This is a genomic window from Thioalkalivibrio sp. ALJ7, from assembly GCF_000376865.1.
Classification (GTDB): Bacteria; Pseudomonadota; Gammaproteobacteria; order Ectothiorhodospirales; family Ectothiorhodospiraceae; genus Thioalkalivibrio.
The window spans coordinates 220,876-245,323 of record NZ_AQXQ01000012.1 but is presented as its reverse complement, the minus strand read 5'-3'; the positions used below and the strand labels follow the sequence as shown (position 1 = coordinate 245,323).

The window sequence follows — 24,448 nt, the reverse complement described above, 5'->3', positions numbered from 1 at the left end:
CTACATAGCCTCGCGGTCGGCGCCTTTGGAGGCGTTCTCGGCGGCTTCATCGTCGGGCATGACAAAGCCGTAGCGGCGCATGATGTCCCGTGCGGTGTCGCGATTCATGTACTCGGCGAAGCGGTGGGCCGAGTCCTTGTCCTTGCCGCGGCGGGTAATCACGAAGCCCTGGGTCAGTGGTTCGTGCAGGGCGTCGTCTATCAGGTGGTGCGGGTGCTCGGCCAGATCGGGGAACTTGGCGAGCGACAAGGCGATGATCCCGATGTCCGCGCCGCCGGCCTGCACCATGCGCGCGGTCTGGGCGATGTTGTCGCCATTGACGATCTTCGGCTGCAGGTCGTCCCAGACGCCAACGGACTTGAGTGCCTCCATCGCGCGCACGCCGTAGGGCGCGTGGCTGGGCGATGCGATGGCGACGCGGCGGATGTCGTCGCCTAGCAGGTCTTCCAGCATCATCTCTGAGGTGTCCATGCGGTTACTCCACAGCACGATGCGGCCGATCGCATAGACGGACGGCTCGGTGACGGCGGCACCCTCCGCGTAGAGCCGCTCCGGGTAGGCGATATCGGCGGAGAAGAAGATGTCGTAAGGCGCGCCGTTCAGGATCTGCGTCGTCATGCGGCCGGAGGAGCCGTAGGTGACGCGTACCGCGTCTTCCGGATGGGCCTCGCGGTAGGCGTCCAGGATCTCGTCCAGGGCGAAGCGCAGGTCGGAGGCGGCGGCGATGGTGAGCGGCCCGTTGGCGCTGGAAAGGCCCGGTAGCAGGAGGAGCAGCGTCAGGAGGAGGGCGCGCAGGTGCATGCTGTGGGTTTGTTCCCTGTGGGTGCGGGTTGTAGAGGGTTCGGGTGGTTCCGTTGGGAGACTGCTTCGTCGCGTGGTTCCTCGCAGTGACGGCCTTCTGGTCAGGATGGGTGCCCGGTTCGTTATATTTCAGTTTGCATATCGATTGGGGCAATGATGCGGGGCGGGGGGAGGGCCGTCAAGGCTGGGGTCGGGGTTACGGCTTGTGGTCGTCGGCGAGGAAGTCGGCGAAGGCGTGCAGCTCGTCGCGCAGTGCCTCGCAGGCTTGGCGTTCCATGTCGCGATAGCGCCCAAGCACCGTCTCGCCAAAGTCGGTGACCTGAGCCCCGCCACCCCCAGCGCCGCCCTTGGCGGTGGCCACGACGGGCTCCCGGAAGCTCTGGTTCATGGTCTCGACCAGGTCCCAGGCGCGGCGGTAGGACATGCCCACACTGCGCGCGGCGGCGGAGATCGAGCCCTTGTCGCGGATCGCCTCCAGCAGCATCGCCTTGCCTGGGCCCATTGCCGTGACCTCGCCCAGCAGCACACGCAGGCGCGGGGCTTGGGGGTGGTCCTTGTGGTCGTCGGAGTGGTGGGTGCTCATGCGGGGGCTGGCCTGGGGTTTGCCGATACGGGTACGGGAAGGGCGTATTAACAAATGATACCCCTCCTTCCTGTCATTGCGAGGAGGCGGAACCCTCCTCCCCGTCATTGCGAGCAGCGCAGCGACGAAGCAACCTCTGAACGCTGGCACGGCGGCATTTTCACCCCCGGTGGTTTCGGGTGAAGATTGCCACGTCGGCTTCGCCTCCTCGCAATGACGGGGAGGGGGTGGTTGCCGTGTCGCGGCGCTCCCTGCAATGACGGGGAGGGGGGCTCATGGGTAGGGCGGCCTGGGGTGTGTCGATATGGGTAAGGGCTTGTGATGACGAATGATACCCCGGAATGGTAGGAGGCCAGCCCTCTGGCCGATTGAGGGCCGATCCGGCGCTCTATCGGCCAGAGGGCTGGCCTCCTACGGGAACAACAGGGCCGGGGCGTGGGGCCCCGGCCCGAGGCTCAGGCCTTGCCCTGGAGCTGCGGGATGACGGCCTCGTTTTCGAGCGTCGAGGTGTCGGAGGTGATTTCCTCGCCCTTTGCGATGGAACGCAGCAGCCGGCGCATGATCTTGCCCGAGCGGGTCTTGGGCAGGCCGTCGGCAAAGCGGATGTCGTCCGGCTTGGCGATCGGGCCGATCTGGTCGGAAACCCAGTTGCGCAGTTCCTTGACCATCTCCTCGGCCTCGTTACCGGTCAGGCGATCGCCCTGCAGGATCACGAAGGCGACGATGGCCTCGCCCTTCACGTCGTGCGGGCGGCCGACCACGGCGGCCTCAGCGACCTCCTTGTGCGCGACCAGGGCGGATTCGACCTCCATGGTGCCCATGCGGTGGCCGGAGACGTTCAGCACGTCGTCGATGCGGCCCATGATCCAGAAGTTGCCTTCCGCGTCGCGGCGGGCGGAGTCGCCGGCCAGGTAGTACTTGCCGCCGAACTTCGGGTAGTAGGTGTCCTTGTAGCGCTGGTCGTCGCCCCAGATGGTGCGCAGCATGTGCGGCCACGGCTTCTTGATGACGAGGTAGCCGCCCTGGTCCGCCGGCAGGCTGTTGCCGTTCTCGTCGACCACGTCGGCCTCGACACCCGGCAGTGGCTGGGTGCAGGAGCCGGGGACCAGCGTGGTCGCGCCGGGGATCGGGGCGATCATGTTGGCGCCGGTTTCGGTCTGCCACCAGGTATCGACGATCGGGCAGCGCTCCTGGCCGACAGCGGTGTAGTACCACATCCAGGCCTCGGGGTTGATCGGTTCGCCGACCGTGCCCAGCAGGCGCAGCTTGGACAGGTCGTACTGTTTCGGCAGGTCCGGGCCGGCCTTCATCAGCGCGCGGATCGCGGTGGGGGCGGTGTAGAACACGGTGACGCCGTGGTCCTGGCACATCTTCCACCAGCGCCCCGCGTCGGGGACGGTCGGCGTGCCTTCGTAGACGACCTGGGTGGCGCCCACGGCCAGCGGACCATAGGCGACGTACGTGTGGCCGGTGATCCAGCCGACATCCGCGGTGCACCAGTAGACATCGTCGCCCTGCAGGTCGAATACCCACTGGTTGGTGATGATGGCCCCCAGCAGGTAGCCGGCGCTGGAGTGCTGAATGCCCTTGGGTTTGCCGGTGGAACCGGAGGTGTAGAGCAGGAACAGCGGGTGCTCGGATTCGACCCACTCCGGCTCGCAGTCGACGGACTCGCCGTCCACCGCGTCCTCCCACCAGACGTCACGCTCGTCCCGCATGGAGACGTCGTTGCCGGCGCGCTTGCAGACCACGACCTTTTCCACATCGCCAGGGTTGGAGTCCAGGGCCTTGTCGACATTCGCTTTGAGCCCTACGACCTTGCCGCCGCGCTCGCCGCCGTCGGCGGTGATCACCAGCTTGGCGCCGGAGTCCACAATCCGGTCGCGCAGCGCATCCGCGGAGAAGCCGCCAAACACCACCGAGTGGATCGCACCGATGCGGGCGCAGGCCTGCATCGCGATCACCGCCTCGGCGTTCATCGGCATGTAGATGACGACCCGGTCGCCTTTCTCCATGCCCATGGTCTTGAGTGCGTTGGCGAGCTTGCCGACCTCGTTGTAGAGGTCGCGGTAGGTCAGTTTGCGGGTCTGGCCGTTCTCCGCCTCGAAGATGATCGCGGTCTTGTCCCCGCGCACCTCCAGGTGACGGTCGATGCAGTTGTAGGACACGTTCATGCGCCCGTCGGCGAACCACTTGTAACGCGGCGCGTTCGACTCGTCGAGGCCCTCGGTAAACTCGGTCTGCCAGTCGATCTTCTCGCGCGCGAGGTCGCACCAGAAGCCCTCGTAGTCGGCGGCGGCCTTTTTGTGCAGGGCCTCGAGGTCCTCCGGCTTCAGGCGGGCGTTTTCGGTGAACTCCGCCGGCGGCGCAAAGTGGCGCGTCTCGGTGAGGGTGGACTCGATGTTGTCACTCATCAGGGCCTCCAGAACGGTTTTTTGTATTCGTTGGCGGGATGCCGGATGGGCACCTCCGTTGGTGGGTGCGAGGATAGCATGCGAGCGGGCGATTGGCCGCGCTCACCAGAGCCACGCAGGACGGAACAGGACGCGCCCGAGTGGCAGGTCTCCGTCCGGTGATTGGCGACTCAGCAGCGCGGCGAATAGCTCGCCCGCAGCGATCGCGTCGAACAGCGCGTCGTGGGCCCGGTAGGCCGGAAGGTTGTAGCGTGCCCGCAGGGTGTGCAGCCGCAGCCCGTGCGCCGGGATGGGCTGTCCGGCGCGACGCAGGGCCGTCTCTGCCAGGCGCAGCGTATCCACGATGGCGAGCGGCGGGCGCACGCCGTACAGACGCTGGCAGGCCTGTTCCAGGAAGCCGATTTCCAGGGCCGCGTGATGCGCCACCATGATGCGGCCCGCGAGCGCCTGGAACAGGGCCTCCAGGGCCTCGTCCAGTGCCACGCCCCCGGCCGCCTGTTGATCAGTGATGCGGTGGATGACCGCGCTGGCCTCGGGTACCAGGCCCTCGGCGCGCACCAGCCGCTGGTCGGCGGTCGCCAGATCAATGCGTGGGCCCTCCAGCGCCACCCAGCCGAGGCTGAGGATGCGGTCGCGCTCTGGATCCAGACCGGTCGTTTCCAGGTCCACCGCCAGGAAGCGCGCGGTCGCGACCGGCTGCCGGGCATTGGGTAGCGGGGTCTCCATGCAATCGCGCAGTGCGCCGGGTGGCGTTTGGCGGGCCGCTTGGCGGCGCTTGTGGCAGAAGCGCCAGTGACCGGGTGGACGCAGCCAGTCGTTGTTGTGCAGGTGGCATTCCATCAGATGGGCGGATGCATTAGCCGTGGACCCGTTCGGCGTTGGCCAGCGTCGTCTTGCGCGCATCGCTTACCAGACGGAAGGCGGTCTTTAGATGGCTGCGTTCCAGGGAGGACAGTTGTGTCGGGTCCAGCGCGTTGTCCGGTGCCATGCCGCTGCGGATCTGGGCGGCCTGGTGGCGCGCCCGCAGCCCCGCGATGTAGTGCCAGGCGTCGATCAGGTTGTCGGTGGTGGCCTCGCCGATGACCCCGGCGCGGGTCGCTGCGCGCAGGCGATCCACCGTGCCGTGCGCCCGGCTGCCGGCGTTCAGGGCGAATACCCGGGCCATGGCGACGATCGGAAGCAGGCCACGCATCTTCAGGTCCAGGGTGTCGGCGTGTTCGCCGCTGTCTTCCAGTACGAACTGGCGGAAGAAGCCAAGTGGGGTGGGGAGGTCGCGGGCCTGATCGGCCAGGGCGGTCAGCAGGGCTTCGTGACGTTGACCTGCCTCCAGGGCGCGCCGACGCAGGGGTTCGTACAGGTCCGTCTCGCCGTGGATTACGCGCATATCAAGGTAATGGGTCGCGAGCATGGCGTCGCGTGGAGCCGGGTGGTGCAGGACGCGCTCCATCTCCCGCGCCCAGTCGGCGGCCGGGCGGCGCCAGTCCGGGTGAGTCGGGTCGACATCACCGGGGCAGGCCCGAATGCCGCAGGCGTCCAGACCCGAGGTGACGTGCCCGGCGAGCTGGGCGAACCAGTTGTCGGCCCCAGAGGGCGCATCGTCGGCGATGATGAGAGCGGTGTCCTGGTCGGTGAAAACCGTCTGTTCCAGACGCCCCTGGCTGCCGCTGGCGAGCCAGGCGTAGCCGCAGGGGGCAGAGCCGTGATCGCGCTCAAACAGCTCAATCAGGCGCTGAGTCAGGGTGTCGATCACCGTGGTGATGGTCTGGGTGATCTGGGTGGCATCCGCACCGGCCTCTACGAGCTGGACCTGGAGCTGGGGCAGGGCCTGCATGACGTTCTTGAGGGCGGCAAGGTTATCGGCCCGGCGCAGGTCGCGGACCAGGTAGACGGCACTGGTGCCCTGGTGGCGGATCAGGTCCGTACTGGAGAGGATGCCGGCCAGTGCCGAGCCCTGGTCGTCGACCACCGGTAGATGGTGGATGTCATGCCGGGCCATCAGCAGCAAGGCCTCGAACGCCGGGGTGCCGCGAGTCACGGTGGTCAGCGGAGAGGCCATGCATTCGCCCGCGGGCCGTTGCGGATCTTCGCCTCGGGCGAGTGCGCGGCGCAGGTCGGTGTCCGTGAGGATGCCGCAAGGCTCGCGCGGGCGGTCCGGGGTGTGCAGCAGCAGGGCCGAGATGTCGGCGCGGTCCATCAGGCGCGCGGCGTCGCGCAGGCTAAGGGTGGTGACACCCAGTACCGGATCCGCGCTCATCAGCGCACGCACTGGAGTGGTGAGCAGGCTGCGGTCGCCGGCGGTCCCTGCCGTATCGCGGCGCGCGTTGAGGGGGCGTGGCGCATCGTCGGCGAGATATTCCGCGATGGCACCATCCTGCGCGGCCAGTTCACGAGCGCGATCACGCGGCAGGTGATAGATCAGTGCGTCCTCGGTGACCGTGCCCACGGCGTTGTTCGGGGCATCGGGGATGTGGGCGGCATCGCCCTCGCCGAGGCGGTCGCGCAGGGTGTCGCGCTCGTCACGGATCTCCACCGTGCCGGTGCGTACGATCCACAGCCCCGGCTCGGCCTCCGGCGGAAAGTCGCTGCCTTGGCGCAGGTAGCGCAGGACGAGCCGACGCACCAGTGCGCCCCGGCTGGCCTCCGGCAAGGTGGCCAGGTCCGGGCAGCGATCGAGAAACTCGCGGATCTCTTCGAGTTCACCGTTCATGCGAGGTCCGTATGGGAGGGTTGAGGGTCGGGACAACCGGCAACCGACCATAGCGTGATCGATTGCCGGTTGTCCCCGAGACGGTTAGAAGCCTCGGAGACAAAAAGGGTCGGCTAGGAAATCCCGAGCCGACCCCGTCGTTAGTACAACTGAATGTCCATCCAGTCATGGTGGTGGGGACCCCTTCATGCCGTTGAAGCCTGGCATGAAGGGGTCGTCCATCAGCTCTCGGTACGCGGTACGCGCACGCTTTCCACCAGATCCTGGATGTCCTGCGGCGGCTCCTTGGTCAGCTTCATCACAATGTAGGCCGTGACGAAGTTAAACACCGCGCCGATGGCGCCGAAGCCGGTCGGGTTCACACCCAGCAGCCAGCCGTCCGGGTTATCCGGGAGCATGGCGGTGCCGGAGAAGAAGAACCAACCCTTGTACGTGAAGATGTACAGCAGGGTGGTACCCAGACCGACCAGCATGCCGGCGATCGCGCCTTCCTTGTTCATCTTCTTCATGAAGATGCCCATCATCAGGGTCGGGAAGAGCGACGCCGCGGCGAGACCGAAGGCGAGTGCAACCACCTCCGCTGCGAAGCCTGGTGGATTCAACCCCAGGTAGCCAGCGAACAGGATGGCGCCTGCCATCGATATACGTCCCGCCAGCAACTCGTTTTTCTCACTGATTCGGGGCATGAAGACCCCCTTCAGCAAGTCATGCGAGATGGATGACGAGATCGCCAACAACAACCCGGCCGCGGTCGACAGGGCCGCCGCGATACCACCGGCTGCAACCAGCGCGATCACCCAGCCCGGAAGCCCGGCGATCTCGGGGTTGGCCAGCACCATGATGTCGCGGTCGAGGGTCACGATCTCGGAACCGGCCCAGCCGTATTCCTCTTCCGCCATCGCGGCGAACTCTTCGTTGGCGTCGTTGTAGTACTGGATGACACCGTCTTCGTTCTTGTCCTCGAACGCGAGCAGACCGGTCTGTTCCCAGCGCTCCATCCAGGCCGGCTTGTCCTCGTAGGCCAGGTGGCCTTCCTCGGTGCCGATCTCGCCCGGATGCACGGTGTTCACCAGGTTCCAGATCGCCATCGCACCGACCGCCGGGGCGGTGGTGTAGAGGATGCCGATGAAGACCAGCGCCCAGCCGGCGGACTTACGCGCATCGCGCACACGCGGCACGGTAAAGAACCGGATGATCACGTGCGGCAGACCGGCGGTACCGATCATCAGCGCCATCGTCAGCAGGAACATGTTGAGCATGCTCATGCCGCCCTCGGTGGCCGAGTACATGGTGAAGCCAAGATCCACCATGGTCTGGTCCAGGGCCTCCAGCAGGTAGGTGTCCTGACCCTGCAGGGTGGAACCCAGGCCGATCTGCGGGAACACCTGGCCGGTGAGCGTCAGCGAGATGAAGACCGCCGGCACCGTGTAGGCGAAGATCATGATCACGTACTGCGCGATCTGGGTGTAGGTAATCCCCTTCATCCCGCCGAGCACCGCGTAGATGAACACCACCGCCATACCCGACATCAGACCGATGGCCAGCGGCACTTCGAGGATGTTGGAGAACGCGATCCCCACACCGCGCATCTGCCCGATCACGTACGTGATGGACATGGCCAGCAGCGAGATCACCGCGACCACACGCGCGACCTTCGAGTAGAACCGATCACCGATAAACTCCGGCACCGTGAACTTCCCGAACTTGCGCAGGTACGGCGCCAGCAGCAGGGCCATCAGCACGTAACCGCCAGTCCAGCCCATCAGGTAGGCACCCCCGGTGAAACCGAGGAAGGCGATCAGGCCGGCCATGGAAATGAACGAAGCAGCGGACATCCAGTCCGCGGCCGTGGCCATGCCGTTTGCGACTGGGTTGATGCCGCGTCCGGCAACGTAGAACTCGCTCGTCGATCCGGCCCGCGCCCAGATGGCGATGCCGATGTACAGGGCGAATGTCGCCCCGACCACGAGCAGACTTAGAAGCTGTTGATCCATGACAGTCTTACTCCTCGTGGACGTTGAACTTGCGATCCAGGACGTTCATGCGCCAGGCATAAACGAAGATCACGGCGATGAAGGTGTAGATCGCGCCCTGCTGAGCGAACCAGAAGCCCAGTGGGTAGCCGCCGATTGAGAATGCGTTCAGCGGCGCGGCCAGAATGATCCCCAGCCCAAAGGACACGAGAAACCAGACGGCGAGGCAGATTGCCAACAGGCGCAGGTGCGCGCGCCAGTAGGCCTGCCGGCTCAGGTCTTCTTGTGACATGACGTTGCTCCTCTCATAGGTTTTATTGTTCGCCGTGACTCGTCTATGCGATTCGTCACAGCTGGTACTGCACTTCAAGCTGGCCTTGCAGCTTGCGAGCCTGCCGGAAGGACTCCTTGAGGATGCGTCCCTCAAGAGTGCCCAGTTCCTCCGGCCGGATTCGGTTGTCGTCGTCGCGCCCTTCGCGCATGGCCTTCTGCTGGGCCCGCAGGCGCAACATCTGCAGATAGCGCAGGGCGGCGTGGTAGTCGCGTGCGTCGCCCTCGCGCATGACCTCGGCAGTGACTGCCTGGTCCAGGCGGTCGTGGGTGCGGGTGGCCGGCAGCTCGGCGGCCAGTGCGATGACCCGCGCACCATCCACGAACGGCGTCAGGCCCTGTTTCTTGATGTCGATACCCTTGGCGCCGCTCTTGATCTCTCCGAACAGCCCCAGGGGTGGGCGGAACATCTGTTGATTGGCCGCCATCTGGCGGCGGAAGCGACTGTTGAAGGCAGTCTTTTGCAGCAGGCGGGTGCGCAGGGCCTCGACCGGTCCCGTGTTGCCGTCTACCGCGCGCAGATCGAAGAAGATGCTGCTCTTCAGCAGATGCTCCGGGGTGCCTTGCTCGATCCAGCGGGTGAAGCGCTGGTCCCACTCCTCGCCGCTCAGGCAACATTCCGGGTTGCCCGCCATGATGTTGCCCGGGCATCGCGTGAAGCCGCATTCGGCCAGCGCCTGATTCACCGCCTTGGCGTAGGGCAGCAGCCGCTCGCGGATGGCGTCGGCGTCATCGGCTTCGGCGTCGAACAGGATGCCGTTGTCCTGGTCGGTCACCAGGGCCTGTTCCTCACGGGCCTGAGAGCCGAAGGCCAGCCAGGTGAACTCGATGCCTTCGATGGCCTCATGCTCGGGGCGCAGCAGGGCCAGCACGCGGCGAGTCGCGTGCTCGTTCAGACGCGTGATCAGACGCAGGACCTGATCGGCCTCGGCCCCCTGCCCGACGATGGATTCGATCAGCCGTGGCACTTGGCGCAGGCGTTCGGCAATCGCGGCGACGCTGTCCGCTCGGCGGATCTCGCGCACCAGCCCGTCCAGCGTCAGTGGTTGGCTGGTCAACAGGTCGCGTTCGCCCAGCACGCCGACCAACCGCCCGTCGCGCACTACGCACAGGTGCGTCATCCCGTGTTCGGTCATCGCCTCGATGCCTTCGAAGCCGGGTGTGCTTTCCTCCAGTGCCACCGGGTCGGGGGTCATGACCGCCTGCACGGGCGTATCCAGGTCGACATCGGCCAGTGCGACCCGAGAGAGCAGGTCGTGCAGGGTGAAGATGCCGACCGGACGTTGCTGGTCGTCGGTTGCGACCACGGAGCCGACGCGCTCGTCGCGCATCTGCGTCAGAACATCCCGCAGATGGGTGTCCGGGCGGCAGACCACGGGGCCTCGCGCAATGCGCAACGCGAGCGGTGTGTTCAGCTGGCCGGCACCGCTGTCGCGAGCCGACAGTGTGTCCATGCCCTGTTGCAGGCGATCCAGCAGGTTCGCGAGGCGTCGGGTGCAGAAGTCATTGAACACCCGGGAACGCCCGCGCAGACGGTCGAAATCCTCCAGGCTCAGCTCCAGGCAGACGGTGTCTTCCGCCGCCCGATGAACGGTGTGTACCGCCCGGCGGCCCAGCAGAGCGCCGATCGGGAAGCACTCGCCAGGGATCAACTCCCAGGCCTTGCCGGAAAGCTGTTCGTCCTCACTGGGCGATTCGCCCCGGATGCGGCCCTGGCGAATGATATGGAAGCGTTGGGCCGGACCGCCCTCGGGATCGGTAATACGTGCGCCGCGCGCGTAAAAGCGGCTCTCCAGGCGTGGGAGCAGGAACTCCAGCGCGTCCGCTTCGAGCTGGTCGAACGGAGCATGAGCGCCGAGGAATTCCCGGGTGCTGTCGAGCGCGTCGGCCATGGCGGTGCGGCATCCCAAGGTGAACGGGTTCAAGAAACTTGTTCGCCCGATGCAAAAAGCACGCCATCAATCTTCAAGTTTGGGAATCAGTCGCTTGCCTGAGAGACCTTCCTGATAGACGTTACGTACCGTAACACCCAGTGTTTCGATGCGTGACACGTCTCCCTAGCGTAACCCGAACTCAAGGAGATCCTGGTACCAACACCGGACCGTTGCATCCTCGGGCGGGTTGATCAATGCGCTCGCCTGGCGCACTTCCTCCTCGAGATCCGGGCGCGGTTGCAGCATCCATCCGATGAGCTGCATTTCCCTACGAATCAACCTGTGCTTGGGGTGCACTCCGGATCTCCGCCGTGCGTGTGAGCCGTTCCTTCAGTCCATAGCGCAAGCGGGCCTGGCCCATTGGAAAGATGGAACGATCCAGATCGATGACATGGATCGTTTGATTGTTTGATGTTGGGCACGGTTTTAGGCGTGCAGCGTGTTTCAGTTCTCAGTTCTGTCCTTTTTAACGGCGCATTGAGTCCCGGCTGAAGTCTATCTCCAGTAGGCCGCAGGATGGAAATTTATAAATTCTTTAATGCATTTGAATACGAAAGGAATGAAAAATGAACAAAGATCAGATCAAGGGTCGGAGCCAGCGTCTCCAGGCCAGGCTGAAGCAGGAATGGGCGCGTCTGAATGATGATGAGTTGATGGAGGCCGAAGGGAATATCGACGAGTTGGCAGCCCGAATTCGCGAGAAGTACGGGGAAAGCCGAGAGAAGGTGGCATCCAGGATCAACGAACTAATGGAAGAGGTTCGCCATGAAGAAAAGTCCTAAGACCTACGGAGCGCGAGCGGTGGTGGCGTGTGTTGCCGCAGTGGGTCTCGTGGTGATGGTGGGTTGTTCCGATACGGATACGGGCGAACAGGCGGATGATGCGTTCGAAGAGGCTGTCGATGCAGTGGACGAGTCAGGCGATGAGGCGCGCGGATGGATCGAGGATCTCCGTGAGGAGGACGAGATCCAACGCGAAGAGGAAGAGAACGAGGAGCAGTACGAGGAGGAAGCTTACGACGAGTATCGGGATGGAAACCCGGTTCGTATGGATTAATCGGTAGTCAGGGTTTGCCTGAGGGCTGAAGGACAAGGCTGGGGCGCGGGTGGCCATGAGCGGATGGTGACTTGCGCCTCAGCCTTTTTGTTTTAGCGAAATACTGATCGATGTGTTGAGCTACCTCTATGGGCGGGGGTCTCCAGAACAACTTAGGTTAAGGGCGATGTGCGCCTGATCAACAATTGAAATTCATGTCGTAAGGGCCATGAAGTTTTATGATTCGGTTCAATAATTAGGTCTTCCCCATTATGGGTTATTCGTGAAGAATAACCGTGCGCGTGGTTGCTCCATTCATTTTATTAAACCGCCCGTTTTTCAGGAGACATAAATGAAGCGAAATATGTTTGCCAGTGTTGCGGTGTCGACACTTTTTCTTTTCGGATCTCAGGCTGTTCTGGCTCAGCAGGATCGGGATCGAGCTCAGCAAGATCGGGATCGGACGTCCGGTTTTTATATGGGCTTGGGTACAGGTTTTGGATCGTTGGAGAATGACCGTGACGAGGTGTCTGATTTTATTGGCTCAGGCGCGTCGGACTTCAGTATTGATGATGACGACAATGTCTGGCGTGGTTTTGTGGGCTACAACTTCAATCAGTACTTGGCGGTCGAGGGGTTCTATTCGGATCTAGGTGAGGTGACGCTGCGAGGGAATGAAGATGGAGCGAACTCGAGTATTCGTTCCAGCGCCTATGGTGCCAGTGTGCTGGGTAAGTTGCCGATCGGGCCTTACGTAGAGGCCTTCGCGAAGGTCGGGGCCGCGAAATGGGACGCGGACGTACGTGGGAACCTCGGAGATGAGGGCCGTACATTGCGTAGCCAGGACGGCTTCGATCCGGTCTACGGGGTTGGGATGCAGGTGAACTTGAATGCGTTCCTGATCCGTGCCGAATACGAACGCTACGATTTCGACAGTGACTACAAGATCGATGCCTTCACGGCGTCAGTCGGCTGGAGATTCTAGCGATCCATGATGCCGAAGGGGGAAACCTGCGTGTTGCCCCCAGGCTCATCGGGTGCGTCGCCCCGGCACTTTGCTTGGGCGGCGTGTTTTTTGTGTTCAAGTTTGGGCCTTCACAGTGGGCGCAGATCAATCGGTCGGGCTGCGTTGGTATTCCCGATTGCTCCGAAACCAGTACGTAATTGGGGGTAGGTCTACGGGCAAGGCCGCAACGCGGGATCAGAGACGATGGGGAGCGAAGCTCCGAGCGGTGGGATGCAGGGGCGGTGGTGCTCCTGCATATAGTGAGCGGCCGCCCGCATGGGGCGGTTCCGTAGTGCAACGTCCATGTTCGGCGGTTGGCGCGCGCAAAAGCACATTGAGCAAGAGCGTGCGATTGCGTGCGCGGTCGCCTGGCCTGTCTGGGGGTCGGCTACAGCGGGGGGCGCCTGCCGGTGATGAAGAAGACGACCGCCAGGATCAGCCCTACGATGAACAGGATCCACGCGATTTGCGTCGCGGCCCCGGCAATACCGCTCAGTCCGAGGGCGCCTGCGACAATCGCGACGATCAGAAATAGTAGTGCCCATCCCAGCATGCTTTCTCTCCTTGCGGATTGTTTGAATCTGCAAGTGTAGGCCAGATTTATGGGTAAGGACCTGATCGACCGCACAAAACGACGCCGCCCCGGTCGTTGCACCGGGGCGGCGTTTTGTTTCAGGGGTGGTGGTGTGGGCCTCAGGCGGCCTTCGACAGCCCTTTCTGGCGGCCTGGACGGCCTTCCTTGAGGGTGACCAGTTCCTCGGCGCTGGTGGGGTGCAGCGGGATGGTCAGGTCCAGGTCGCGCTTGGTGGCGCCCATGCGCACCGCCACCGCGAAGCCTTGCAGCATCTCGTCGACGTTCGCGCCGATCATGTGGATGCCGACCACCTTTTCGTCGTCTCCGGCGCAGACCAGCTTCATCGCGACCGGCGGTACCTCGCCCTCCGCGAAGGCGCGGTTGAGGCCGCCGAACTGCGTTTCGTAGATGCGCACGCTGTCCCCGTGCTTGTCCACGGCCTGCGGTTCGGTCAGTCCGACCATGCCCGCGGTCGGGTGGGTAAAGGTGACCGTCGGGATCTGATCGTAGTCGACCGGCACCGGGTTGGACTCCGGCGCGTACCAGTGGTCGGCCAGACGGCGGCCGGCCGCGATTGCCACCGGCGTTAGCGGGCCCTTGCCGATGATGTCGCCAAGGGCATAGATGCCCTCGACATTGGTCGCCTGCCACTCGTCGACCGGGATGATGCCCCCGCGGGCGATCTCGACGCCGACCTCTTCCAGGCCCATGTTGGCGGTGGCCGGCTTGCGGCCGACGGCCCACAGGACCTTCTCATAGGGGCCCAGCTCCTGGCCGCCTTCGAGCTTGATGGTCACGGCGCCGGGCTTGCCGCCAAGGCCGGCGACTTTCACGCCCAGATGGCGGTCGATGCCCTGGTATTCCATGTGCTGGTCCAGCGCCTGCGAGATCATCGGGTCGAACATCTCCAGAACACGGTCTTCCATTGCGACTACGTCGGTCTTCACACCCAAGGAGCGCAGCATTCCGGCCATCTCCAGGCCGATATAGCCGGCACCGATCACGGCGATGGACCCCGGCAGTTCGGTCCACTCAAAGAAGTCGTCGGAGGTGGCGCCCAGCTCGGCGCCTTCCAGAGGCGGTACGATCGGCGCGCCGCCCATGGCCAGCACGATGCGTTCGGCGGTGTATTCGGTGCCGCTCTCGCTGACGACCTTGTTCTTGTCCGTCAGACGCGCACGTTCCGGGATGTGCGTGACGTCCAGCTTTTCCAGGTGCCCGGACCAGAACTGGTTCAGATCCTTCAGCATGGACTGGCGCTTGTTGGCCAGGTCGGCGTAGCGGATGCCCTTGATCTCGACATCCACGCCGAACTCGCCCGCCTCGCGGGCATGTGACATGTGCTCGGCGGAGTACCAGGTGAGTTTCTTGGGCACGCAACCCTCGTTCACACAGGTGCCGCCCAGCGGCTTGGGATCGAACACGGCGACGCGGGCGCCGTGCGGGGCGGCACGTTCCGCCACGGCCAGGCCGCCGCTGCCGCCGCCAATCACGATGATGTCGTAGTGTTCCATGTCGGTTCCTCGAAGGGTTCGGTGAAAGTGTTGCATAGCGAACGCACTCGTTGCGGTCGCCGGGGTCTGCCATCCGTGTCCGGACGTCCGATTTGCGGGATCCGGACACGGATGGCCACCCATCCGGGTGACCACCGGGGACGGGTCACGAGGACCCGTCCCGGCAGGCAGGGTTTACGCCGCCTTCTTCTCGCGGGAGATCCACTCCTGCAGATCGTCCGAGCCGCCGATGCGGTGGCCGCCCACGAACACCTGTGGGACGGTCATCGCGCCGGTGGCGGCGCGCAGGCTGCGCAGGCTGGCGTCGCGGCCCAGCACGATCTCCTCGTAGTCGAGACCGGCGTTCTCCAGCATCTCCTTGGCGCTGGCGCAGTACGGGCAGCCCGGCTTGGTGAAGACGACGACGTCTTCAGGGCAGGCCGCATCCGGCGCGACGTGGGCGAGCATGGTGTCGGCGTCGGAGACCACGAAGGGGTCGCCCGGTTCGTCCGGTTCGATGAACTGCTTCTCGATCACGCCGTCGCGCACCAGCATGGAATAGCGCCAGGAGCGGTGGCCGAAGCCGAGGTCGCTCTTGTCGACCAGCATGCCCATCTGCTCGGTGAACTCGCCATTGCCATCGGCGATGAAGGTCACACGCTCGGCCTGCTGGTCGGCCTGCCAGGCCTCCATCACGAATCCGTCATTGACCGAGATGCAGACGATCTCGTCGATGCCGTGCTTCTTGAACACCGGGGCCAGCTCGTTGTAGCGCGGCACGTGGGCCGAGGAGCAGGTCGGGGTGAACGCGCCCGGCAGGGCGAAAACGACCACGTTGCGACCCTTGAACAGGTCGTTGCTGTGCACGTCGTTCCAGTCGTTGTCCTTGCGGCAGCGGAAGGTGACGTCCGGGATGCGCTGACCTTCGCGATTTTCGAGTTCCATTTGTCGTACTCCTTAGTCGAGTGTTGATTGCAGTAAACCAGAGAGAAGATTGTTGTTCAGCCAGGCCGATGCCCGACTACGAGACTCAAGATAAGGGTTGGCTTATGATTGATCCAGTTTTTGTTTTCTATTCTCTTGTTAGGCTACGGCTATCACGGTGGTGGCCGCCTTCATCGTCGCGATTGTCCTTCAATGCAGGCCTCCAAGGTTGACGCGTTCGCCGGAAATGCGGAAGCTTGCCGCCCGGATTCGGAAACTCCGAATCGTGGACCGCGTTATGGTGGTCCGTATCAGTCCCCTCGCGACGACAGGCTGTGAACCCCGCCAGGCCCGGAAGGGAGCAACGGTAGCAGCTGCGTCGGGCGCCGGGGTGTGGCGGGTGCGGGCCACCACCTTATTCCTAGCGGATCGGATTCCTGCGGTGATGGCCCCGCTTCCCGGTTCGCGACAGACTCCACTGACGGGGGAGGCATGAGTCACCAGGTTCTGGCCCGCAAGTGGCGTCCCTCGCGCTTCGAGGACCTGGTCGGGCAGCCGCACGTGGTGCGCGCCCTGGCCAATGCCCTGAGCGGCGATCGCCTGCATCACGCCTACCTGTTTGCCGGTACTCGTGGCGTGGGCAAGACCACTATTGCCCGTATCCTTGCCCGCTGCCTCAACTGCGAGACGGGTGTGACCGCTACACCCTGCGGGGAGTGCCGTTCCTGCATCGAGATTGCCGAGGGTCGCCACCTGGACCTGATCGAGGTGGATGCTGCCTCGCGCACCCGGGTGGATGACACCCGCGAACTCCTGGACAACGTCTCCTACGCCCCGACGACCGGGCGCTTCAAGGTGTACCTGATCGACGAGGTGCACATGTTGTCGGAGAAGAGCTTCAACGCCTTGTTGAAGACGCTGGAGGAGCCGCCGGAACACGTGAAGTTCCTGCTGGCGACTACCGACCCGCAAAAGCTGCCGGTCACCGTCTTGTCGCGCTGTCTGCAGTTCAACCTGAAGCCGATGCCGCCGGCGATGATCGCCGAACACCTGACCCAGATCCTCGCCGCCGAAGGCGTAGAGGCGGAGCCGGGTGCACTGCTGCGTCTGGGCGAGGCGGCCGAGGGCTCGATGCGTGATGCGCTGAGCCTGACTGACCAGGCCATTGCCTACGGCGGCGATCGCCTGAGCGAGTCCGACGCCTGCGACATGCTCGGGTTACTACCGCGCACGCGCCTGGCGGGGCTACTCGATGCGGTGTTTGCTGGGGATGGATCGGCGCTGCTGGCGGGGCTAGCCGAGTTGGATACGCTGGGACCCGACTGGTCGCGTCTACTGGACGAGTTGGCCGCGCTGGCGCATCAGGTCGCAGTGCAGCAGGTTGCAGGAGCCCCACCAGCGGCGGGCGAGGAGGCGCAGGTCTGGGCGCATGAGGCCGCCGGCCGGGTGGATCCGGAGACGATTCAGCTGGCCTATCAGATCCTGATCCACGGCGTCCGCGATCTGCCCTATGCGCCGGATGCGCGCATGGGTGTTGAGATGACGCTGCTGCGCTTGCTGGCGTTCCGCCCGGAGCCTGCCCCGGCCGCAGGGGAAGGCGGCCACCAGACGGGTCGGGATCCGGCGGCGGCTGGTAGGGCCGCATCGAGCCCGAGTCATGCCGCGTCCTCGGCTGCACCCTCGAATGAGGCTGCCGCGCCGCCACCCCGTGAGCAGGTCAGAGAGCCCGAGCCAGAGACTTCTCCATCGAAGCCGCGCCCCAACGCGACCCGGCCCGAGGATGGCGCTCAGGCCCAAGCGGCGCCGGTCGCTCCTGTGGCGAAAGCGCCCGATGCACCGGCGCCGGAAATGGCGGCGGACGGCATGTTCGACTGGCATCGGTTTGCCGAGGCTCTGCCCATGGGCACGGTGCGCGAACTCGCCCTGCACGCCGAGCTCCGCAAGCATGACAACGAGCGTGTCGTGATCGCGGTGGCTCCGGGCACGCTCTGTACGGACCGTGCCAAGACGCGGCTGAAGGATGCACTGGAAAAGGCCCTGGGCCAGTCCCTGCGCCTGGAGATTGTCAGTCAGTCCGAGCCCCTGGATACGACCCCGGCGGCGCGGCTTGCGGCCGCCTCGGCAGAACGTCAGGCTAGCGCCGAGACGACGATGCGCGAGGACCCAGTGGTGCAGGCCTTGGGTCAGGAGTTCGGTGCGGAACTGGGCACCGTTCGTATTCGCGATCACCATTCGGGAACCACGGTGGACGACGCATCGTCGACACCGCGTTAAGGAAACACTGATTAATGTACACACTCGCGTTGGTACCCCAGGTTTTCCGAGACAAGGCGCGTCGCGTAGCGGGTAGTGGTTCTACCCGCCCGTTTCTGATGGATTTGGGGCGCAACGCAGGATCGGGGAACCTGGGGTGCCAACCCCACAAGCGATTGAATGCAGGGGCTCGGCCGCCCGTTTTTGATAACAACGGGCGCGGGAACCGCGTTGCGGCTCCCTTGTGCAGAATGACTGCACGGCAGTCACCGCCCCTTGTTCGCACGCAAAAGCAACTCGAGCGCGAGCGTGTACATTAATCAGTGTTTCCTTAAACGTTACATAGTGAGATCTCGCGCGACGCGCGGGACAGGAGATCGAAATTATGATGAAAGGTGGCATGGGTGGCCTGATGAAGCAGGCCCAGAAGATGCAGGAAGACATGCAGAAGGTGCAGGCCGAACTGGCCGAGATGGAGATCGAGGGCCAGGCCGGCGGTGGGCTGGTCAGCGTGGTCATGACCGGCAAGCACGCCGTGCGCCGCGTGAAGATTGACCCGAGCCTGTTCGATGACGACCGCGACATGATCGAGGACCTGGTCGCTGCGGCCGTCAACGATGCCGTGCAAAAGGTCGAATCCACGACCCAGGAACGCATGGGCAGCCTGACCGAAGGTATGGGCCTGCCGGCGGGCATGAAGCTGCCGTTCTGACGCAGCGGATCGGGCGCGCCTGATGGATGCGGAACTGGACGAGCTGGTCCAGGCGCTACGTTGCCTCCCCGGTGTCGGGGCCAAATCGGCACGGCGCATGGCGCTGCACCTGCTGGAGCGTGACCGCGAGGGTGCGCGGCGCCTCTCGCGGGCAATGGACGAAGCCGTGGCCCGTATTGGCCACTGTTCGGTCTGCCGGACGCTGACCGCGGCCGAGACCTGCAGCCGTTGCGCGGACCCGGAGCGGGATTCGCGGGTGGTCTGTGTGGTGGAAAGCCCCGGCGATGTGATGGCCATCGAGTCGGCGACCGACTTTGGGGGGCGCTTTCATGTGCTGCTGGGTCGTCTGTCACCGCTGGATGGCATCGGTCCAGAGGAGTTGGGGCTGGACCGTCTGGAGGCGCGGCTGCAATCCGAGGGCGTCGAGGAATTGATCCTGGCCACCAACACCTCCGTCGAAGGCGAGGTGACCGCCCATTACCTGGCGGAGATGGCGGCGCGTCACGGGGTCCGCACCACGCGCATCGCTCAAGGCATCCCCAGTGGCGGGGAGCTGGAATACATCGATGCGGGGACCCTGGCGCACGCGTTATCGGGTCGTCGGGACTATTGAGCGGCCTGCGCCAGTGGCGCATTGAATCCATTACCGTTCCCTGATATAAATCCGCTCCGTTCATGCGGGAGACGACAATGGCCGACTGCATCTTTTGCAAGATCGTCGCGGGCGAGATCCCGGCGCAGGTGGTGTTCGAGGACGAGGCCGTGCTGGCCTTTGAAGACCTCAACCCGCAGGCCCCGGAGCATGTGCTGGTCATCCCGAAAAAGCACATCGCCACGTTGAACGATTTGTCGGCCGAAGATGCCCCGGTGATCGGCGCGATGACCCGCGCGGCGGCCCGGATCGCACACGATCGCGGTTTTGCTGAAATCGGTTATCGAACCGTGATGAATTGCAACGAACACGGTGGGCAAACGGTCTACCATATACATATGCATGTCCTTGCCGGACGTGCACTGAGCTGGCCACCAGGCTAGCCAGGACCGACAACACGGATTATCGGTGTGACGCGACACGGATTGAACGGTGCAGCCTTGAAGCGGCCGCAGGCGCAAAGCCCGCGGTCTCTGCCTGTTTGTGCCTCACGTTCGTCGCTGATGTTTGTTGTCCTGGCGGTGGCTGGGCTTGCGCTGGGCGCGGGCACGGCCAGTGCCGATGACCGTTTCTCGCTGCTTGAGGCGTCCTCGTCAGGCGTGATGCCGCAAGAGAATCCGGATGCGGCCCGCGATGCCGAGTCTCGCTACCGCTTGTCGGTGCGCAGCACTGGAGATGCCGCGGCCCTTGATGAAGCGGACAATGCGTTCAGTGGAGCGCGCCTGTTCGAGGCGGTGGGTGCCTATCACCAAGACCTGGGTGCTGGCTTCGGTTACGGCCTGAATCTAGGCCTGGGCATGGAAACCCGTCCGGACTGGAACGATCTCGGGCCGGCGAGTGAAACCACCGCCTACTTTACCGACTTCAGCTTTGGGCCGACCTTCGCCTCTGGCCGATTTGATAGCCAGTTCCGCGTGGGGGTGCGTCAGCCCCTGTCCAGCGACGATCGCGGCCTCGGCTTCGGTTATGGCGACCGCTATCGCGATACGGGCCGTACCGCGGGTTACCTGAGCCTGGACGGGCGTATGCGTCTGCAGAACCAGTCCGAGCTGTCCCTGAGCTTGTATTACGACGACTATTCGCTGAACTCTGCCGACAACTGGCTGGCCGACCGCCTCGAATTCGAAGGCGCAAGCCGCGAGCCGACCTCCTCGGTCATCGGCCTCGAAATGGGCCTGACCTTCTGATCCCGGCCCCCACCGCTATTCCCCCCACCGCGGTGCCCGCCAGCCATTCCCTTGTGACTCTCACTGCACGCTATCCACGGTGCGGCCTCCCTGCGCGCGTCTGATTTTCACCACGAAGCGCACGAACTATTGTCACCACGAAGCGCACGAAGGCACGAAGAAGATCGAAACCGTGTGACCACAGAGATCACAGAGGACACGGAGAATGGCCAGACAATTGCCGGAATGCTCGAAGCGCGGGTGAAACGCCCCAGAAACCTGGACATCAGGTTTTCGCTGTTACCGTCCCCAAGGCCCACTCTGTGCCCTCCGTGGTAGAACGCCCTTGCCCTTGCCCTTGCCCTTGCCCTTGCCCTTCTTCGTGCCTTCGTGCGCTTCGTGGTGAAAACAAACGGCCCTTACCCGCGGGCGCGGGTTTGGGCGGGGATTTCGGCAGCAAGGTCATGCCAGGCCTGGAGGCGGGCTGCGGGCAGTTCGCCTGAGTCGATTGCGGCCAGTACCGCGCAGCCGGGCTCGCGTTGATGGCGGCAATCGCGGAAACGGCAGTGATCGGCGCATTCCGCGATATCGGGAAAGCCCCGTTCCAGCGTGTCCAGTGACGGGATTTCGGGTGTGAAATCGCGTACCCCCGGGGAGTCGATCCAGGCGCCGCCATTGGCCAGCGGGAACCACTGGGCCGTGACCGTGGTATGACGGCCTTCCCCAGAAGCGGCAAGCTCGCCGGTGGCGGGTGCGGTGGCGTCCGTCAACCCGTACTGATCCAGCAGCGCGGCGACCAGCGAAGATTTCCCGACACCGGATTGCCCCACCAGGATATTGGTCTGGCCGGCGGCTGCCGTTGCCAGGTCATCGAGCCCATAGCCCGTCTTGGCACTGACGTACAGCGGCTCCAGGTCCAGCTGGCGGTAGGCATTCAGCCATTCGGGTGGGGCCGCGGGGCCCGTATCCTGTTTGTTGATGAGCAGGCGGGGTCGAGCTGGTAGGTTTAGCACTGCCACGAGGAAGCGGTCGATCAGGTTGCGCGAAGGCGCCGGTTCCGGGGCAATCACGATCCACACGCAATCGATATTGGCCGCGATCACTTTGCGCCGCCCGAAGCCGTCCCGGCGCACCAGTACATTGTCGCGCTCAAGCAGGAGGTCCACCTGCTCGCCGGTGGTGTCCAGCTCAACGCGGTCGCCGCAGGCGAGATCGCGGAAGCGCCTGTGCAGGCGCAAGCGGCGCGGGGGTTCATCGTCCCGCGCGATGTCGGCCATCTGGTTGTGGCGAGCGAAGACCCGGGCGAATGGGGTCAAGCCCGAGCCTCCGTCCGTCCAGGTCGATTATTCGAAAAGGGCATCAATACGCGCGGCACAAATGAAGTCGTTTTCGCTCAGGCCGCCGATGGCATGGGTGGAGAACTCCACCGCGCAGCGATTGAACCCGACCGCCATGTCGGGATGATGATCCTCGACGTGCGCGATCCAGGCGACTGCATTCACGAAGGCCATGGTTTCGTGATAATTCTTGAATTTGAAACTTCGTTGGATGCTCTTTCCGGCTTTGTCGATGCCCCAGGCTTCTTGCAGTTGTCCCAGCGCCCCCTCCGCGTCCGCGCGGGGCATCGGGGCGGTCATGCCCTCGCAGGATTGGCAATGCCGGGTCTTCAGATCACTCATCGAACTGGTAGTACTCCGCGTTGAGGTAGGCGACTACGGCATCAACCTCGTCGTCGAACCAGTTGGTGCCGAGGTTCGCGTTGCAGTTGTTGACCTGGGCCACCAAGTCGTCGTGCGAGCCGACCATGCGGTTCTCACGGGTGTACAGCTCAGAACCATCACCTCCGACCATGTCGGCGTGACAGCTAATGCAATTATCGCTGTGCAGTTCCTGCCCCTTGCGGATGTCGTCGGCCAGCGCGGTGCTTGCGCCACCCAGGCTCAGGGCCAGCACCGCGGTGCCGGCGGCAATGTGTGCGTTGTTGAATCGCATGAATCCCTCCTGTCATCGGGAGTTGTAGCGGGGCCACAGACCCCGCAACCATGATGATAGACTCCTGCGCCAGATGAAAGGGTCCCGGCCGTGACCGATGGCCTGCCCGCGAAGGAGTACGCAATATGGCCGTGAACGCCGAAAACCTGATCTGGATCGATCTCGAGATGACCGGTCTCGAGCCGCAGACAGATCGTATCCTGGAGGTGGCGACGATCGTCACCGACAAGGAACTGAATGTGCTTGCCGAAGGACCCGTAATTGCGGTCTATCAGCCGTCCGAGGTGCTGGGGGCGATGGATGAGTGGAACCAGCGTACCCACGGAAATTCGGGGCTCATCGAACGGGTTCGCACCAGCTCGTCGGATGCGGCGGATGCCGAGCAGGTCACGCTGGAGTTTCTGGCGCAGTATGTGCCGAAGGGGGCCTCGCCGATGTGCGGGAATTCCATCTGCCAGGACCGGCGGTTCATGGCGCGCCTGATGCCGGAGCTGGAGCAGTATTTCCACTACCGCAACCTTGACGTCTCCACGCTGAAAGAACTGGCGCGGCGCTGGGCGCCGGATGTGATCGCGCAGTTGCGCAAGAATGCGTCGCACCAGGCCCTGCAGGATATCCGGGACTCGATCGACGAGCTACGCCTGTACCGCGAGAAGTTCATCAAGCTGCCGCCTGCGGCATCGCACGACTAGGGAGACGCTGATTGAATCGCACGTCCGCGCTCGAGTTGCTTTTGCGTGCGAACAAGGCGCGGTGACTGCCGTGCAGTCACTCTGCACAAGGGAACCGCAACGCCGTTCCCGCGCCCGTTTTTGATCAACAACGGGCGGCCGAGCCCGCTCTTTCAATCACGTGTCGGGTTGGTGCCCCCTGTTCCCCGATCCTGCGTTGCGCCCCGAACCCATCAGAAACGGGCGGGTAGAACCACTACCTGCTGCACGACGCGCCTTGTCTCGGAACGCTTTGACTCGAAAAACTGGGGGGCGCCAACGCGGTCGTGCGATTCAATCAGCGTCTCCCTAACCGCAGCGATCGTTTGGTTCTCGGAGTGTCCGGCGCCTTCCTCAGGTCGCCCGCCAATCAGGTCTAGACAATGGTGGCAGGTGGGATACCGGGCGATGTAATGGTGGCCGGCCTCGGGGCGGTTGGGTGTGCCCGGAGACTGAGGCAAGGACTGAAGAGCGGAGGGCGTGCGGCCGCCAAACGCGTTAGCGCGGTGAGCCGAGGCCTTTTTCGATGCGGTCGGCCAGATCGATCAGGCGCGCCGAGCTGGCGCCGGACTTCTGCTGCTGGCACTCCAGCATCTCGTGCGCCAGGTTGAGCGCGACCATCACCGCGATGCGCTCCGCGCCCACGATGCGGCCTCCATCGCGCAACTCGCGCATGCGTTCGTCCACCAGGGTTGCCGAAGCAAACAGATCGGCGCGTTCCTCCGGTGGGCAGGCAATCTGGTACTCCTTGCCCATGATGGAGATGCGAACGGGTTCGGACTGGCTCATTCGCTGTGCTCCATCGATCTCAGGCGCGCGATCATGTTCTCGACCCGGTGGCGGGCTTGTTCGTTGCGTTCCTTGAAGGAGGCGCGTTCGCTTTTGAGCTGACGGACCTGTTCCTGCAGCAAATGATGCTCCTCACGCAGGGCCGCATGCTCTTCCAGGAGGCGCGTGATCGCGGCCTCAAGGCGCTCGGTCGGGTCAGGTGCGGAATCGTCGTTTGGCTGCATGGCCTTGAGTCCCGGTTGGCAAGGGCGGCGTCCGCCGCAGGTCATTCACTACTGGAGTCTAGGAGCCGTCCGCGCAAAGCGTCAACTTGCGTGATCTTCTTGCGGGAACACCTTCACTGTATGGGCCGGTAGCAAACCCTCGCAGCGGGGTTTGTTGCGGCCTGCGGCTCAGGCTG

25 protein-coding genes and 1 other RNA gene are annotated in these 24,448 nt (G+C 64.1%); 10 read left to right on the top strand and 16 right to left on the bottom strand.

Annotation, left to right across the window (positions count from 1 at the left end):
- From modA to D002_RS0109765, 8 genes are all read right to left on the bottom strand, one after another.
- On the bottom strand, positions 1-801 hold the full coding sequence (gene modA / locus D002_RS0109800; RefSeq protein WP_018141745.1) for a molybdate ABC transporter substrate-binding protein: 801 nt from the start codon (positions 799-801) through the stop codon (positions 1-3).
- Positions 802-997: 196 nt separating this feature from the next.
- On the bottom strand, positions 998-1,384 hold the full coding sequence (locus D002_RS0109795) for a winged helix-turn-helix domain-containing protein (RefSeq protein ID WP_018141744.1): 387 nt from the start codon (positions 1,382-1,384) through the stop codon (positions 998-1,000).
- A 455-nt stretch (positions 1,385-1,839) separates the two neighbouring features.
- Positions 1,840-3,798, bottom strand: coding sequence for an acetate--CoA ligase (gene acs / locus D002_RS0109790; protein WP_018141743.1), 1,959 nt, complete (start codon positions 3,796-3,798; stop codon positions 1,840-1,842).
- Positions 3,799-3,900: 102 nt separating this feature from the next.
- On the bottom strand, positions 3,901-4,524 hold the full coding sequence (locus D002_RS0109785) for an exonuclease domain-containing protein (RefSeq protein WP_369772100.1): 624 nt from the start codon (positions 4,522-4,524) through the stop codon (positions 3,901-3,903).
- Positions 4,525-4,654: 130 nt separating this feature from the next.
- Positions 4,655-6,505, bottom strand: coding sequence for a putative nucleotidyltransferase substrate binding domain-containing protein (locus D002_RS0109780; RefSeq protein ID WP_026181649.1), 1,851 nt, complete (start codon positions 6,503-6,505; stop codon positions 4,655-4,657).
- Between the two features lie 221 nt (positions 6,506-6,726).
- Complete coding sequence (locus D002_RS0109775) at positions 6,727-8,499, bottom strand: sodium:solute symporter family protein (RefSeq protein ID WP_018141741.1); 1,773 nt, start codon at positions 8,497-8,499, stop codon at positions 6,727-6,729.
- A gap of 7 nt (positions 8,500-8,506) precedes the next feature.
- The gene (locus D002_RS0109770) at positions 8,507-8,770 is read right to left on the bottom strand and encodes a DUF4212 domain-containing protein (protein ID WP_018141740.1); all 264 of its coding nucleotides are present in this window, start codon (positions 8,768-8,770) and stop codon (positions 8,507-8,509) included.
- 55 nt (positions 8,771-8,825) lie between these two features.
- Positions 8,826-10,700 carry a DUF294 nucleotidyltransferase-like domain-containing protein gene (locus D002_RS0109765; RefSeq protein ID WP_018141739.1) on the bottom strand — a complete coding sequence of 625 codons (1,875 nt, stop codon included), beginning with the start codon at positions 10,698-10,700 and terminating at the stop codon, positions 8,826-8,828.
- Between the two features lie 608 nt (positions 10,701-11,308).
- On the opposite strand from D002_RS0109765, the gene D002_RS0109755 reads away from it, so the two are divergent.
- The 3 genes from D002_RS0109755 (at position 11,309) to D002_RS0109745 (ending at position 12,762) form a co-directional block, all read left to right on the top strand.
- On the top strand, positions 11,309-11,524 hold the full coding sequence (locus tag D002_RS0109755; RefSeq protein ID WP_018141737.1) for a CsbD family protein: 216 nt from the start codon (positions 11,309-11,311) through the stop codon (positions 11,522-11,524).
- Entirely contained in the window at positions 11,508-11,798 is a 291-nt protein-coding gene (locus D002_RS0109750) for a hypothetical protein (protein ID WP_196800120.1), read from the top strand. Before D002_RS0109755 ends, D002_RS0109750 begins: the two co-directional genes overlap by 17 nt.
- 331 nt (positions 11,799-12,129) lie before the next feature.
- Positions 12,130-12,762, top strand: a complete 633-nt coding sequence (locus D002_RS0109745; protein WP_026181648.1) for a porin family protein — start codon at positions 12,130-12,132, stop codon at positions 12,760-12,762.
- A gap of 409 nt (positions 12,763-13,171) precedes the next feature.
- Here the strand turns inward: D002_RS0109745 and D002_RS13580 are convergent, their stop codons facing one another.
- From D002_RS13580 to D002_RS0109730, 3 genes are all read right to left on the bottom strand, one after another.
- The gene (locus tag D002_RS13580; RefSeq protein WP_018141734.1) at positions 13,172-13,336 is read right to left on the bottom strand and encodes a DUF1328 domain-containing protein; all 165 of its coding nucleotides are present in this window, start codon (positions 13,334-13,336) and stop codon (positions 13,172-13,174) included.
- A gap of 140 nt (positions 13,337-13,476) precedes the next feature.
- Positions 13,477-14,871, bottom strand: a complete 1,395-nt coding sequence (gene gorA / locus D002_RS0109735; protein WP_018141733.1) for a glutathione-disulfide reductase — start codon at positions 14,869-14,871, stop codon at positions 13,477-13,479.
- Between the two features lie 174 nt (positions 14,872-15,045).
- Entirely contained in the window at positions 15,046-15,795 is a 750-nt protein-coding gene (locus D002_RS0109730) for a glutathione peroxidase (RefSeq protein WP_018141732.1), read from the bottom strand.
- 288 nt (positions 15,796-16,083) lie between these two features.
- Between D002_RS0109730 and ffs the strand changes: the two genes are divergently transcribed.
- From ffs to D002_RS0109705, 6 genes are all read left to right on the top strand, one after another.
- Positions 16,084-16,180, top strand: an RNA gene (ffs, locus tag D002_RS13575) — signal recognition particle sRNA small type.
- Between the two features lie 86 nt (positions 16,181-16,266).
- On the top strand, positions 16,267-18,048 hold the full coding sequence (gene dnaX, locus D002_RS0109725) for a DNA polymerase III subunit gamma/tau (protein WP_018141731.1): 1,782 nt from the start codon (positions 16,267-16,269) through the stop codon (positions 18,046-18,048).
- A 364-nt stretch (positions 18,049-18,412) separates the two neighbouring features.
- On the top strand, positions 18,413-18,739 hold the full coding sequence (locus D002_RS0109720; RefSeq protein ID WP_018141730.1) for a YbaB/EbfC family nucleoid-associated protein: 327 nt from the start codon (positions 18,413-18,415) through the stop codon (positions 18,737-18,739).
- Between the two features lie 22 nt (positions 18,740-18,761).
- Positions 18,762-19,352, top strand: a complete 591-nt coding sequence (gene recR / locus D002_RS0109715; RefSeq protein ID WP_018141729.1) for a recombination mediator RecR — start codon at positions 18,762-18,764, stop codon at positions 19,350-19,352.
- A 77-nt stretch (positions 19,353-19,429) separates the two neighbouring features.
- Complete coding sequence (locus D002_RS0109710) at positions 19,430-19,774, top strand: histidine triad nucleotide-binding protein (RefSeq protein ID WP_018141728.1); 345 nt, start codon at positions 19,430-19,432, stop codon at positions 19,772-19,774.
- 27 nt (positions 19,775-19,801) lie between these two features.
- On the top strand, positions 19,802-20,578 hold the full coding sequence (locus D002_RS0109705) for a hypothetical protein (protein WP_026181647.1): 777 nt from the start codon (positions 19,802-19,804) through the stop codon (positions 20,576-20,578).
- A gap of 398 nt (positions 20,579-20,976) precedes the next feature.
- Here the strand turns inward: D002_RS0109705 and rsgA are convergent, their stop codons facing one another.
- From rsgA to D002_RS0109690, 3 genes are read right to left on the bottom strand one after another with little or no spacing between them, the layout of a single operon-like run.
- A complete protein-coding gene (gene rsgA, locus D002_RS0109700; protein ID WP_018141726.1) occupies positions 20,977-21,873 on the bottom strand; it encodes a ribosome small subunit-dependent GTPase A in 897 nt (298 codons plus the stop codon).
- 27 nt (positions 21,874-21,900) lie between these two features.
- The gene (locus D002_RS0109695; protein ID WP_018141725.1) at positions 21,901-22,236 is read right to left on the bottom strand and encodes a 4a-hydroxytetrahydrobiopterin dehydratase; all 336 of its coding nucleotides are present in this window, start codon (positions 22,234-22,236) and stop codon (positions 21,901-21,903) included.
- A complete protein-coding gene (locus D002_RS0109690; protein WP_018141724.1) occupies positions 22,229-22,549 on the bottom strand; it encodes a cytochrome c in 321 nt (106 codons plus the stop codon). The genes D002_RS0109695 and D002_RS0109690 overlap by 8 nt, the downstream gene beginning before the upstream one ends.
- Before the next feature lie 125 nt (positions 22,550-22,674).
- Between D002_RS0109690 and orn the strand changes: the two genes are divergently transcribed.
- Positions 22,675-23,241 carry an oligoribonuclease gene (gene orn / locus D002_RS0109685; protein ID WP_018141723.1) on the top strand — a complete coding sequence of 189 codons (567 nt, stop codon included), beginning with the start codon at positions 22,675-22,677 and terminating at the stop codon, positions 23,239-23,241.
- A 516-nt stretch (positions 23,242-23,757) separates the two neighbouring features.
- Here orn and D002_RS0109680 read toward each other — a convergent pair.
- Both D002_RS0109680 and D002_RS0109675 read right to left on the bottom strand, forming a co-directional pair.
- Positions 23,758-24,048: a cell division protein ZapA gene (locus D002_RS0109680; protein ID WP_018141722.1), complete on the bottom strand. Its 291-nt coding sequence runs from the start codon at positions 24,046-24,048 to the stop codon at positions 23,758-23,760.
- The gene (locus tag D002_RS0109675) at positions 24,045-24,272 is read right to left on the bottom strand and encodes a hypothetical protein (RefSeq protein ID WP_018141721.1); all 228 of its coding nucleotides are present in this window, start codon (positions 24,270-24,272) and stop codon (positions 24,045-24,047) included. Before D002_RS0109675 ends, D002_RS0109680 begins: the two co-directional genes overlap by 4 nt.
- Positions 24,273-24,448: the final 176 nt, after the last annotated feature.